The organism is Flavobacterium shii (assembly GCF_025847235.1).
Taxonomy (GTDB): domain Bacteria; phylum Bacteroidota; class Bacteroidia; order Flavobacteriales; family Flavobacteriaceae; genus Flavobacterium; species Flavobacterium shii.
The window spans coordinates 108,847-122,339 of record NZ_JAOZEW010000002.1; the positions used below are offsets into that span (position 1 = coordinate 108,847).

At 31.9% G+C, this 13,493-nt stretch carries 8 protein-coding genes and 2 pseudogenes; 4 read left to right on the forward strand and 6 right to left on the reverse strand.

Annotated elements, in window-relative coordinates:
* Window positions 1–144: 144 nt before the first annotated feature.
* Window positions 145–1,488 (forward strand): Kelch repeat-containing protein, encoded by a 1,344-nt coding sequence (locus OIU83_RS02575; RefSeq protein ID WP_264204718.1) that lies wholly within the window; start codon window positions 145–147, stop codon window positions 1,486–1,488.
* 214 nt (window positions 1,489–1,702) lie between these two features.
* Here the strand turns inward: OIU83_RS02575 and OIU83_RS02580 are convergent, their stop codons facing one another.
* The 5 genes and pseudogenes from OIU83_RS02580 to OIU83_RS02600 form a co-directional block, all read right to left on the reverse strand.
* Window positions 1,703–3,967, reverse strand: coding sequence for an aconitate hydratase (locus tag OIU83_RS02580; protein WP_264204719.1), 2,265 nt, complete (start codon window positions 3,965–3,967; stop codon window positions 1,703–1,705).
* A gap of 129 nt (window positions 3,968–4,096) precedes the next feature.
* Window positions 4,097–6,868, reverse strand: a complete 2,772-nt coding sequence (locus OIU83_RS02585; protein WP_264204720.1) for a bifunctional aconitate hydratase 2/2-methylisocitrate dehydratase — start codon at window positions 6,866–6,868, stop codon at window positions 4,097–4,099.
* A 283-nt stretch (window positions 6,869–7,151) separates the two neighbouring features.
* A pseudogene (locus tag OIU83_RS02590) lies at window positions 7,152–7,364 on the reverse strand (AAA family ATPase); the annotation flags it as partial.
* Between the two features lie 46 nt (window positions 7,365–7,410).
* A pseudogene (locus OIU83_RS23580) lies at window positions 7,411–7,599 on the reverse strand (HlyD family secretion protein); the annotation flags it as partial.
* 107 nt (window positions 7,600–7,706) lie between these two features.
* Window positions 7,707–7,880 (reverse strand): class I lanthipeptide, encoded by a 174-nt coding sequence (locus OIU83_RS02600; protein ID WP_264204721.1) that lies wholly within the window; start codon window positions 7,878–7,880, stop codon window positions 7,707–7,709.
* A 135-nt stretch (window positions 7,881–8,015) separates the two neighbouring features.
* Here OIU83_RS02600 and OIU83_RS02605 point away from each other — a divergent pair, with 135 nt between their 5' ends.
* Genes OIU83_RS02605 through OIU83_RS02615 form a run of 3 tightly spaced genes read left to right on the forward strand, consistent with a single transcriptional unit; the run spans window position 8,016 to window position 12,367 of the window.
* Entirely contained in the window at window positions 8,016–9,242 is a 1,227-nt protein-coding gene (locus tag OIU83_RS02605; RefSeq protein WP_264204722.1) for a lanthionine synthetase C family protein, read from the forward strand.
* Between the two features lie 6 nt (window positions 9,243–9,248).
* Window positions 9,249–11,471, forward strand: coding sequence for a lantibiotic dehydratase family protein (locus OIU83_RS02610; RefSeq protein ID WP_264204723.1), 2,223 nt, complete (start codon window positions 9,249–9,251; stop codon window positions 11,469–11,471).
* A 2-nt stretch (window positions 11,472–11,473) separates the two neighbouring features.
* Window positions 11,474–12,367: a thiopeptide-type bacteriocin biosynthesis protein gene (locus tag OIU83_RS02615; RefSeq protein ID WP_264204724.1), complete on the forward strand. Its 894-nt coding sequence runs from the start codon at window positions 11,474–11,476 to the stop codon at window positions 12,365–12,367.
* Between the two features lie 99 nt (window positions 12,368–12,466).
* Here OIU83_RS02615 and OIU83_RS02620 read toward each other — a convergent pair whose 3' ends face one another.
* A complete protein-coding gene (locus OIU83_RS02620) occupies window positions 12,467–13,420 on the reverse strand; it encodes an AAA family ATPase (RefSeq protein ID WP_264204725.1) in 954 nt (317 codons plus the stop codon).
* Window positions 13,421–13,493 lie beyond the last annotated feature (73 nt).

Genomic DNA, 13,493 nt, shown 5'->3' on the forward strand with positions numbered 1-13,493 from the left:
TAAAAATCACTATTTTTTAACAACTCTTTATATTCAAATTAACAAAATTCGCATAAAAAATAATCGTTCTATATTAATTCTATTACTGAGCTAAAAAAATAGTATTACTTTTAGACAAGGAATAACCGATTAAAAACAACATTCTTGAAAAAGCTAATTTTAATTTTCATACTCTTTCCTGCAGTATTAATTGCTCAAAGTATAAAAGGAACTGTAATCGATAAAACAAATAATACTCCGATTGAAGACGCTAATGTTTTTGTAAAACAATTAGACACAAGAAGTTTAACAAATGAAAAAGGAGAATTTAAACTGGTCATTTCTGGTAAAATTCAAGAGACTGATACTTTGTATATATCACACATTGGATACATTGCCAAAAAAGTTCCTTTTACTGAATTGAAGCTAAATAACTCTATTATTTCTCTTGAACCCGAAGTAGAAATTTTAAATGGTGCAGTCGTCTCTAAAAGTAAAGCTCTTAAATTAAAAATAGCCTATACGAAGTTAGCTCCTTTAAAATACGCTATTTCTTCTTTTGGTTCTATTCTAAAAGACAATAAAATTTATGTTATTGGTGGTGACGCCTCTTTTGAGTCTGATGCATTGAAAAAAATAAAATATACTAAAGCAGATTTTTCCCTGAATGACTACATTGCAGAACTTAGAAAACAAATGACCTTAAAATCATACAGTGGAAAACTCTTAATTTATGATATAAAAGCCAATAGCTGGGAAACATCAAAAATAAAATTTAGAAAAAGAGCCTATCATAATCTCAATTTCTACAATAATACAATTTACGTTTTGGGTGGTAAAACTTCTTCGGCAAATGGAAAATTTGAGTATCTGGATAATAAGATTGAAGTTTTTGACATAACCAAAGAATCAATCACGATAGATGACACAAACCCGCATCAAGCAGCCGATTTTGCTTCTTTTACCTATAATGATAATATAATTGCTGTGGGCGGATCTATAAAAATGGCCGAAGATGGAATTAAAGAATACTCAAACAAAGTACATTCATACAACATAACCTCCGGATATTGGTATGAACTACCGGATATGCTTACTGCAAAAGAAACGGAAGGAGTTTTGATTGGAAATAAAATTTATCTAATTGGTGGTTTTAATGGAAAGCCTATATCTGAAATGGAATCTTTTGATTTAACTACTGAGAAATGGCAAACTGAAGGTGAATTATTTTATGGTTTAAGCAAACCTGCCGTTACTTATCACGACAGTACAATATATATTCTTGAAAATGAAAAAATATTTACCTACAATATCTTAACCAAACAACTAAAGGAATACTTAATTTCATTACCACTAAAAGCAGCTGAAATGTTTTATAGTGATAGCAAATTGTTTTTACTCGGAGGTTTTACAGAGAATGATTATTCCAGATCTCCATCGTCAAACACTTATAGTATTGATATAACGGAATTTGAAAACACAAAAATAAATAGAAGTAAATTTTTATAATTTATAAAAAAGTTAATCCTGTAAACGAGTTTCCTAGCCCAGATTACTTCACAATGTTTTTATTTTAATGGAGTTCAGTGAATTTCATTTGGAGCGGCATCCTTTTCTTTTTTTCTTTAAAAAAGAAAAGATATAGCGGATAGCTGGAAAAAGCTTCAAATAATAAAACTCTCAAGTTGCCTTGAGAGTTTTTAGTATAGTTTTAAATCTTTAATTACGCTTTTCCTGCTGCAATTAAGTTTAATGCTGAACCAGCTACAAACCAGCCTATTTGTCCTGCATTATAAGTATGATTTGCTAAAATTATGTCTTTAGTTCCATCTGCGTGAACAAATTCTAACGTTAATGGTTTTCCTGGAGCAAAATCTACCAAATCAACGAAGTTAATTGTATCATCTTCCTGGATTTTATCATAATCTGCATCGTTAGCAAATGTTAATCCCAAAAGTCCTTGCTTTTTAAGGTTTGTTTCGTGGATACGAGCAAAAGATTTTACCAATACCGCTTTAACTCCTAAGAAACGTGGTTCCATTGCTGCATGCTCACGTGAAGATCCTTCGCCATAGTTATGGTCTCCCACAACGATAGACGGAACTCCAGCAGCTTTGTATGCACGTGCAACTGCAGGAACCGCATCGTATGTTCCTGTTAATTGATTTTTAACTGAATTTGTTTTTTGGTTAAATGCATTTACTGCACCAATCAACATATTATTAGAAATATTATCTAAATGTCCGCGGAAACGCAACCATGGTCCTGCCATAGAAATGTGATCTGTTGTACATTTTCCGAATGCTTTGATTAACAATTTTGCACCTGTAATGTTCTTACCATCCCAAGCATCAAACGGAGCTAATAATTGCAAACGCTCTGATGTTGGGCTAACCACAACCTGAACTCCTGAACCGTCTTCAGCTGGAAGCTGGAATCCTGGATCTTTAACATCAAATCCTTTTGGAGGCAATTCGTCTCCTGTAGGTGCATCTAACATTACTTCTTCTCCATCTTCATTGATTAAAGTATCTGTTAATGGGTTAAAACTTAAATCTCCTGCGATAGCCATAGCAGTTACCAATTCTGGCGAACCTACGAAAGCTAGTGTATTTGGGTTACCATCTGCACGTTTTGAGAAGTTACGGTTAAAAGAGTGAACGATTGTATTTCTTTCTTCTTTCTCTGCTCCTTCTCTATCCCACATACCAATACATGGTCCGCAAGCATTAGCAAAAACTGTTGCTCCAATTTTATGGAATGTATCGATAAAACCATCACGCTCGATTGTATAGCGAACTACCTCTGAACCTGGTGTAATGGTAAACTGTGATTTTGTTTTTAATTTTTTAGCCGAAACTTGTCTTGCCAAAGATGCTGCACGTGCAATATCTTCGTAAGATGAGTTTGTACATGATCCAATTAAACCAACCTGAATTTGTAATGGCCAGTTATTTTTTATAGCAGCTTCTTTCATTTTAGAAATTGGAGTAGCTAAATCCGGCGTAAAAGGTCCGTTTAAGTGTGGCTCTAATTCCGTTAAGTTAATTTCGATAACTTGGTCAAAATATTTTTCTGGATTAGCGTAAACTTCTGGATCTCCTGTTAAGTAAGAAGCTACTTTATCTGCAGCATCTGCAACATCGGCTCTGTTTGTAGAACGTAGGTAACGACTCATAGAATCATCATATCCAAAAGTTGAAGTTGTAGCTCCAATCTCTGCGCCCATATTACAAATAGTACCTTTTCCTGTACATGACATAGAAGTAGCACCTTCTCCAAAATATTCAACGATAGCCCCAGTACCACCTTTTACAGTAAGAATACCAGCAACTTTAAGGATAACATCTTTAGGAGCAGTCCATCCTGATAATTTACCAGTTAATTTTACTCCAATTAATTTAGGAAATTTAAGTTCCCACGCCATTCCTGACATAACATCTACTGCATCGGCTCCACCAACACCAATAGCTACCATTCCTAAACCACCTGCATTTACAGTGTGAGAATCGGTACCTATCATCATTCCACCAGGGAAAGCATAATTTTCAAGTACTACTTGGTGAATAATTCCAGCACCTGGCTTCCAGAAACCAATTCCGTATTTATTAGAAACTGATGAAAGAAAATCAAACACTTCATTACTTTGTGTTTTTGCTCTTGCCAAATCGGTTACAGCATCAACTTTTGCCTGAATCAAGTGATCGCAGTGTACTGTTGTAGGAACAGCAACCTTGGATTTCCCCGCATGCATAAATTGCAATAATGCCATTTGAGCAGTTGCATCTTGACAAGCAACACGATCGGGTGCAAAATCAACATAATCAACACCTCTACCAAACGCCTTAGATGGAGTTCCATCCCAAAGGTGATTATACAAAATTTTCTCAGTTAATGTAAGTGGACGACCAACAATTTCGCGTGCTTTATCAACACGACCAGGCATGTTCTCATACACTTTTTTAATCATTTCAATATCAAAAGCCATAAGTTGTAATTGTTTTTGTTTTTTTTATTTTGAACATGACAAGATACAAAAAATTGAAGTGCTGTAAAAGAAAAAGCCCGAGTTTATGACTCGGGCTTTTTATATATAATGATTATAACTAATCCTGTATTACATAACTAACTGCTTATTAGAAGGCGCAAACTTAGTCAAGTTGATACCCTCTACTGCCGCTGTATATTCATCCAATGTAGGAGTTCTACCAAGGATTGTAGACAAAACTACAACTGGTGTAGATGACAGTAACGACTCTCCTTTTTTACCTTCAGTATCTTCTACAACTCTTCCTTGGAAAAGACGAGTAGAAGTTGCCATTACAGTATCTCCTTTTGCCGCTTTTTCCTGGTTACCCATACAAAGATTACATCCCGGACGCTCTAAATACAGCATATTTTCATATTCTGTACGTGCCGCTCCTTTAGGTGCACTATCGTTGAATTCGAAACCTGAGTATTTTTGCAAAACTTCCCAGTCACCTTCGGCTTTAAGTTCATCTACAATATTATAAGTAGGTGGCGCTACTACAAGCGGCGCCTTAAACTCAACCTTCCCTTGTTGCTCTTCTATATTTTTAAGCATCTGAGCAAGAATTTTCATATCTCCCTTATGAACCATACAAGAACCAATAAATCCAAGATCTACTTTTTTCTCTCCTCCATAAAAGGATAAAGGTCTGATTGTATCGTGGGTATATCTTTTAGAAACATCAACATTATTTACGTCTGGATCAGCAATCATTGGCTCTACAATCTGATCAAGATCAACAACAACTTCAGCATAATACTTAGCATTTTCATCTGGAGTTAGAGCAGGTTTCTCCGCAGATTTAATCTCAGCAATTCTCTTATCTGCTTTATTAATCAATCCCTGAAGAACTTGTTTCTCATTATCCATACCCTTGTCGATCATGATTTGGATTCTACCTTTTGCAATCTCTAGTGATTCGATCAAAGTGTCATCCTCAGAAATACAGATTGAAGCTTTCGCCTTCATTTCTGCAGTCCAGTCAGTAAACGTAAATGCTTGGTCAGCATTAAGAGTTCCAAGATGAACCTCAATAATCCTACCTTGAAACACATTCTCGCCACCAAACTTTTTAAGCATCTGAGCTTGTGTTGCATGAACCACATCACGGAAGTCCATATAACTTTTCATCTCTCCCTTAAAAGTTACCTTCACTGATTCAGGAATTGGCATTGAAGCCTCACCAGTAGCAAGTGCAAGTGCAACTGTTCCTGAGTCGGCACCAAAAGCAACACCTTTGGACATTCTTGTATGAGAGTCACCACCAATAATGATAGCCCACTCATCTATTGTAATATCATTAAGAACTTTATGGATTACATCTGTCATTGCATGATAAACGCCTTTCGGGTCACGAGCTGTAATTAAACCGAACTCGTTCATAAATTTCATCAATTTTGGGATATTTGCCTGAGCTTTTTTATCCCATACTGAAGCTGTGTGACAACCAGACTGATACGCACCGTCAACAATTGGCGAAATTACTGTAGCAGCCATAGACTCCAATTCCTGAGCAGTCATAAGACCAGTCGTATCTTGTGAACCTACGATATTAACTTCTACACGAACATCTGAACCTGCATGTAGTACTTTACCCGGAGCTATTCCAACAGCGTTCTTATTGAAGATTTTTTCTACCGCTGTAAGACCCTGTCCCTCAAGAGAAATCTCTTTTGATGGAGCAAACACAAGAGGAGCTTCAATATCTAAAATTTTTGCTGCTAATGTCTGAAGCTTTTTACCAAATACGATTGCATATGATCCACCAGCTTTTATAAATTCCATTTTCTGAGGAGTAAATGCCTTAGAAATATCAATTAGCTCTTTGTCGCCATTATAAAGCTTCTTAGTCTTAGTATTTATTGTAAGTACTGTACCAGTAGCAACAGAGTATGCTTCTTCCAGAATTGGCTCATTATTCTCATTGCGAATAATATTACCATCTGCATCAAGCTTTTTAACCCAGTTTTTAAGATCTAATCCAATACCACCCGTAACATCAACAGTTGTAAGGAAAATTGGAGAAATACCATTTGTTCCCCCAACGATTGGAGCTATATTAACAAATGGAATATATGGGCTTGCTTGTTTTCCTGTCCAAAGAGCCACGTTGTTCACACCTGACATTCTAGACGAACCAACTCCCATAGTACCTTTCTCTGCAATTAACATCACACTTTTGTCAGGATGTTGTGCTTGCAATGCCTTAATTTCTTCTTGTGCTTTAGGAGTAATCATGCATTGACCATGAAGTTCACGATCAGAACGTGAGTGAGCCTGGTTACCTGGAGATAATAAATCGGTCGAAATATCACCCTCACCAGCAATAAAAGCAACTACTTTAATTTCTTCTACTACTTCTGGTAGTTTAGTAAAAAACTCTGCCTGTGCATAGCTTTTAATAATTTCTATAGCAATTGGATTACCATTTTTAAATGCTTCTTTTAAACGATCTGTGTCTGCCTCATAAAGGTAAACTTGTGTCTTAAGAACATTTCCAGCTTCTTTTGCAATAGCAACATCATCACCCAAAGCTAAATCCAACAGCACTTCAATAGAAGGCCCACCCTTCATATGTGATAATAACTCAAATGCAAAAACTGGAGTTATTTCTTTTACTACAAATTCTCCAAGAATAATTTCTTTTAAGAACTTAGCCTTTACACCTGCAGCACTTGTGGTTCCTGGTATAGTGTTATAAATAAAGTGTTTAATCGATTCTTCTCGATATTCGTTATCTATATCTTTAATTTGTTCAATAATTACGCTTAACAACTCAGCACCATCAATTGGCTTCGGATGAAGTCCTTGGTCTTTTCGTTCTGCAATCTCTTTAATGTAATCGTTATAAGTATTCATAATAGAAGTATTTCTAGGTATCTTATTTTTTGTATGCAAATTTAAAAATTAAAGCCGAGAATTAAAAAAAATATAACAGAAGTCGCCTTTTCAAAAGTTATTATTAAAAAATAACGATTTACATTGCGTAAAATTAGTAAAATTACATTTTAATGTCAAAATATTAAATTATTATTAATATAAAATCCATTATTTGACAAAGTCGAAATTCTTCACTACAAAGAAAAAGGTTCTTTGCTATGTTTTAAACAAAGAACCTTTCTAAATAAGGCTTTTTATAACGTTATAGTAGCTTCTGAATTATAATTTCTTCGGTAATTCCTTCGGCATCGGCTTTGTAATTTTTAATAATTCGATGTCTCAAAATACCGGTTGCTACCGCTTTCACATCTTCAATATCCGGTGAGAATTTACCATTGAATGCTGCATGCGCTTTGGCTGCCAAAATTAAATTTTGCGAAGCTCTTGGTCCCGCTCCCCAGTCTGAATAGTTTTTTTATAAACTTAATATACCGAGTATCAATCTTTCGCATATTAAATCATTATTTAAAAATGCCTTTAAAATGACACAAAATTCTTTCGATTAATCTCAAATCCTCAGTAACAATATCAGCTGTTCCTTTCATTTCCTACTGAAAAGAAATTTGCTTTTTATAAGAAGATTCTAACCCTTTTGGCAATGAAACATCAATCAATAAATTACCATCTTTGTCTGACACTAAGGAAATATTACTGCTGTATTATACCAACCCTTTTTGTATATCTCAATTTCAAGCCATAACACCGTAAAAAAAAAGATGCAATTTTAAAATTGCACCCTTTTTTTTAAGACTTAACATTACCAGCAAGCACGACAAGAATTATTGCAATCCCCGTCACATGATGTCATTGGGCTTTGTTTATGAGTATAGGTATCTTCTGCTATTTTCCCTCCATTAATTTTTTCCAAATTTAATTTAGTGACTACTTCTTTGTTTAAAGTCAACTCATTGATTGATTTTTTCTTTTTCATAATTTGTTATAGTTTATAATTAATAAGATTCAAATATATAGAATAATTTATTTATCTTTCTATTTTTGTAAAAAAACTTGCGTAATAAATTATAATTTAACAAACCTAATATTATTTAATCAGTAAAACAAAAGCATGACAAATCTAGTAGAAACAAATCTTAAAAAAAAACTAAACGAAATATACGAAATACTTAAAACTAATAATAACACCGAGAATTTAGGAGTATTGACAGGACTCTCAGGAATATCACTTTTCTTCTTTCATTATTCAAGGCTAAATAACGACGATAATGCTTCTGAAATTGGCATCGAATTGATTGAAAGTTGCTTTAATAAAATAAACAATGGATATAATTATCCAACTTATTGTAGTGGAATAGCAGGTTTTGGATGGTTTTTAGAGCATTTATGGGAAGAAGATTTTCTTGATTTCAACAATGATAAATTATTAATTGATTTAGAAGACTATCTTCTTATTAAGATGGACTATGACTTACAAAATAATAATCATGATTTTTTACATGGGGGTATAGGTTATGGATATTATTTTTTAAAGCGTTATAAAAACACCAAATCAGAAGACTTGAAGCACAAGTATAAAGAGAATATCTTAAAAATAATACGTTATTTTGATGAAAAATCAGAAAAAGAACATAATATGATAAAGTGGAGTTCTGAACTTAACTCTGAAAAGAAAAACATAGGTTACAATTTAAGTCTTTGTCATGGTATACCAAGTATTATTAATTTTCTGTGTAGACTGCATGAATATGAAGATTTCAAACCACATGTAAGAAATATGATAGAAATGGGAGTAAATTACATCCTCAGTTGTAAGAATAAGAGCGAAACCTCAACTTCAATATTCCCTAACATTCAAACAAATAATAATAATAATAATAATAAGATTACAAACAGCAGACTCGCTTGGTGTTATGGTGATTTAGGTATTGGAATAACATTATGGCAAGCTGCAAAAACTTTAAATGACGAATCTTTATTAAAAACTTCAATTGAAATACTAATACATTCATCACACAGAATTGACCTTGAAGATAACTTAGTTAATGATGCAGGATTATGCCATGGAGCCTTCGGAATAGCATTAATTTTTAACAGGATATTTAAAAATACTAACAATGAAATATTTTACAAAACATCTCTTTTTTGGTGTAATGAAGGTTTAAAAATGGCTTCCCATAAAGATGGATACGCAGGATACAAAAAATACTTAAGTGAAAAAAATATATGGGAAAAAGAAATTTCCTTATTGGAAGGAATTGCTGGAATTGGATTGGTTATTATAGAAATTTTGAATCCATCAAATTCGAAATGGGATGAATGTTTAATGTTAAGTTAATAAATAATGAATAATAATAATATACCCTATAAGCATTTTGAAAATTACATCCTTAGGACTCCATTACTACCCTTGAATTTTTATAAAAGCACAACTAATTCTCAAGAAATCCAAAAAGACACATTTATAAATTTATTAAAAAACCCAGCAATTAATGAATCAATATATTTAGCATCCCCTGAATTCTATAACGAAATTGAAAAATGGATAAATGGAACTTTAAATGAAAGTCAAGAAATTAAGATTAAACATTCAGTTCTAAAGTACATTTCCAGACTATCGTCAAGGTGCACCCCCTTTGGCTTATTTGCTGGCTGTTGTTTAGGGACAATTTCCAAGGAGACAAATATTGTTTTAAAAAAATATGATCAGAATTTAAGACATACAAGATTTGATATGAATTTTTTAGTTGCTTTATCTCAAAACATTGCAAATCTTGAAAGCATTAAATCTCAACTTCAATTCTCTCCAAATAAAACAATTTATCATGTAGGAAAAAACATTAGATATATAGAGTACTTTTATATAAAAGGAAAACGAAATCACCAAATCGTATCTCTTTACAACTCTCAATATATATCGAAAACATTACACTTTTGCAAAGATGGTTCTCTTATAAAAGATATTATATCCGAAATTGTCTCAGAAAAAATAGATCTAGATTCCGCAACCGAATTTGTAAATGACTTAATTAAAAATCAAATTTTAGTCAGTAATTTAGAACCATCTGTTACTGGAATAGAATTTTATGATCAAATTATACAAATATTAAAACATTTAAACAACACTGAGGATCTAATAATAGCCTTAAACAGAATAAAACTATTAATTAGTGATCTTGATACTATTATTGGAAATCCGATAATAAAATATAAAGAAATAATCCAATTAGTTGAAAACTTAGGCACAGAATTCGACTCAAAATATTTGTTCCAGACAGATATGATATTGAACTACACAAACAACTCTCTTAATGAAAAAATAGTAGAACAAGTAAAAAAAGGAATTTCGGTTTTAAATAAATTAAACGCAAAATCTGAAAATAAAAACTTAATAGAATTTAAAAAATCATTTTTAGAACGCTATGAAGGCAGAGAAATATCATTGCCAAATGTTCTTGATACTGAAATTGGAATTGGATATGAACAAACAGATAATGAGGGTGACCTAAACCCTTTAATAGACGATCTTAATCCAGACGACAAAAACAAAGAAAATACTCAATACTTCACCTCAACATATAATCGTTTCTTCCATCAAAAAATTATGGATGCATATATAAATGACGACTATATTCTCAAAATAAATGAAAATGAATTAAATAAGATTGAAAATAAATGGGACAATCTACCTGACACAATGTCAACAATAATAGAGTTAGTAAATATTGATGGCCAAGAAAAAATAAAATTCAGTAGTATTGGCGGTTCAAGCGCAGCAAATTTACTATCAAGATTTTGTCACGCTGATAAAAATACACACCAATATGTAAAAAAGATAGTTGAAGTTGAAAAAAAAATAAATAATACTAAAATTTTAGCTGAAATTGTACATCTTCCCGAATCAAGAGTTGGAAACATTCTTATGAGACCAAATTTTAGAGATTACGAAATACCATATTTAGGAAATTCAACTTTAGATAAAGAATTTCAGATACAAATAAATGATCTATATGTATCTATAAAAAATAATAAAATAATTTTAAGATCAAAAAAGCACAATAAAGAAGTCATACCAAGACTTACAAATGCTCATAATTACTCTTCGTTATCCCTTCCAATTTATCATTTTTTATGTGACTTACAAACTAGTGAAAGAACTAATAGCATAAATTTTAACTTAGGAAGTATCTCAAATGAATATAATTTTATTCCAAGAATTGAATTTGAAAATATCATATTTCAAGAAGCAACATGGAATATTAGTTCTAATGACATGAAAAATATTTTTAAACATTTTGAAAATGATAAAAATTTATTAAATGAAATTAAAGAGTTCCAAAAGAAAAGAAAAATACCTAACCTAGTTTTACTAGTAGAAAGGGATAATCAATTATTAATTGATTTAACTAATTTAACATCTTTAAGAATGTTCTTAGAAATAATAAAGCCCCGAAATGATTTTAAAATAATTGAATTCTTATTTAATAAAGAAACTAAAGTTAAAAACATTAATGAAGAATATTATACAAATGAAATTATTTTATCCTTTTATAACGACAAAGAATAAACATGGTAACAAAAATAAAAACACAACGAAGTTTTATAATAGGCGATCAATGGTTATATTATAAAATATACACTGGATTTAAAACATCTGATGTTATTTTAACAGAAATCATTAAACCTATTACAACTGAACTACTCAAAAACAACCTGATTGATAAGTGGTTTTACATAAGATATTCAGACCCTAAAAACCATCTTAGAATTCGCTTTCATTGTTCAGAAAACAAGAATATCTTTGAAGTTATTAATAAATTAAACCCCTATTTAAAGGAATATTTGATGTCTGATTTGATTTGGAACATACAAATCGACACATATCAACGAGAAATTGAACGATATGGTGAAAATACGATAGAATTATCTGAAGAATTATTCTTTCATGATAGCAATATGATTGTAGAATTTATTGACTTGATTGAGGGAGAAGAAGGCGAAGAAATAAGATGGCTATTCTGTTTAAAAGCTATTAATAAATTTTTAGATGATTTTAGATATTCAAACCGAGAGAAATTAAATCTTTTAGAAAATCTAAAAATTGGTTATGCCAACGAATTTGATTTGACAAAAGCTCAAAGAATTCAAGTGAATAGTAAATATAGAAATAACCGAAAAATCATAGAAGATTTTATGCTTTACACAATCAAAGACAACGAAAAATATATTGAAATTGAAGATCTATTAAGTACCAAAAGTGATTTCACAGCCAACATTATAAAAAAGATAATAGATATCAACAAAAATGAAACATTAAATTTAAACAGTTTTGTAAGCAGTCACATACATATGCTAACCAACAGACTTTTCAAGTCGAAAGGTAGATTAAATGAAATGGTAGTTTATGATTTTTTATATAGATACATCGATTCAATAGAAGCCAGAAACAAACAAAGAATATGAAATCTTTTTAGACAACTTAATCGCAATTGCACACAGAAACAAAAAAAGCCTAACTGATTCTAAAATCGGTTAGGCTTTTTTTTAAGCTTTTATATTCTCTTACATCAGCTTCTGAATTATAATTTCTTCGGTAATTCCTTCGGCATCGGCTTTGTAATTTTTAATAATTCGATGTCTCAAAATACCGGTTGCTACTGCTTTCACATCTTCAATATCCGGTGAGAATTTACCATTGAATGCTGCATGCGCTTTGGCTGCCAAAATTAAATTTTGCGAAGCTCTTGGCCCCGCTCCCCAATCTAAATAATTTTTAACAAAATCATTAGACAAATTATTATCCGGACGAGTTTTACTCACCAATGTTACCGCATATTCAATCACATTATCGGCAACAGGAATTCGACGAATAAGATGCTGAAAATCGATAATCTCCTTAGCAGTAAATAATGGGTTAATAATACTCGTATTATCCGAAGTAGTACGTTTTACAACTTGTACTTCTTCTTCAAAACTTGGATATTCTAATTTTATAGCAAACATAAAACGATCCAATTGCGCTTCCGGTAATGGATAAGTTCCTTCTTGCTCTATAGGATTTTGCGTAGCCAATACAAAGTAAGGCAAATCTAATTTATGATTTTCACCAGCAATCGTTACCGAACGTTCCTGCATTGCCTCAAGCAAAGCCGCTTGCGTTTTAGGCGGTGTTCTATTAATCTCATCTGCCAGAATAATATTTGAAAAAACTGGTCCTTTTATAAATTTAAATCTTCTGTTCTCATCCAATATCTCACTTCCTAAAATATCCGAAGGCATTAAATCCGGAGTAAACTGAATTCTCTTAAAATCAAGACCTAAAGCTTGAGATAGCGTATTTATCAATAATGTTTTCGCCAATCCTGGCACACCTATCAAAAGTGCATGTCCACCAGAAAAAATGCAAATCAAGATTTGATCTACAACTGCATCCTGACCTACAATTATTTTTGCGATTTCGGTTTTTAATTCGTTACGTTTTTGAACTAGGTTATGAATTGCTGCTACGTCAGACATTTATGAATGTATTTAAAATTAAAAAGAGTTAGTTCTATGAATTCATAAAACTAACTCTTTTTATTTATTTTAT

Excerpts from the sequence above, each read along its gene's own strand:
- OIU83_RS02580 (WP_264204719.1), bottom strand. The coding sequence starts at position 3,967 with ATGGCTTTTGATATTGAAATGATTAAAAAAGTGTATGAGAACATGCCT.
- OIU83_RS02585 (WP_264204720.1), bottom strand. The coding sequence starts at position 6,868 with ATGAATACTTATAACGATTACATTAAAGAGATTGCAGAACGAAAAGAC.
- OIU83_RS02600 (WP_264204721.1), bottom strand. The coding sequence starts at position 7,880 with ATGAAAAAGAAAAAATCAATCAATGAGTTGACTTTAAACAAAGAAGTA.
- OIU83_RS02605 (WP_264204722.1), top strand. The coding sequence starts at position 8,016 with ATGACAAATCTAGTAGAAACAAATCTTAAAAAAAAACTAAACGAAATA.
- OIU83_RS02610 (WP_264204723.1), top strand. The coding sequence starts at position 9,249 with ATGAATAATAATAATATACCCTATAAGCATTTTGAAAATTACATCCTT.
- OIU83_RS02615 (WP_264204724.1), top strand. The coding sequence starts at position 11,474 with ATGGTAACAAAAATAAAAACACAACGAAGTTTTATAATAGGCGATCAA.
- OIU83_RS02620 (WP_264204725.1), bottom strand. The coding sequence starts at position 13,420 with ATGTCTGACGTAGCAGCAATTCATAACCTAGTTCAAAAACGTAACGAA.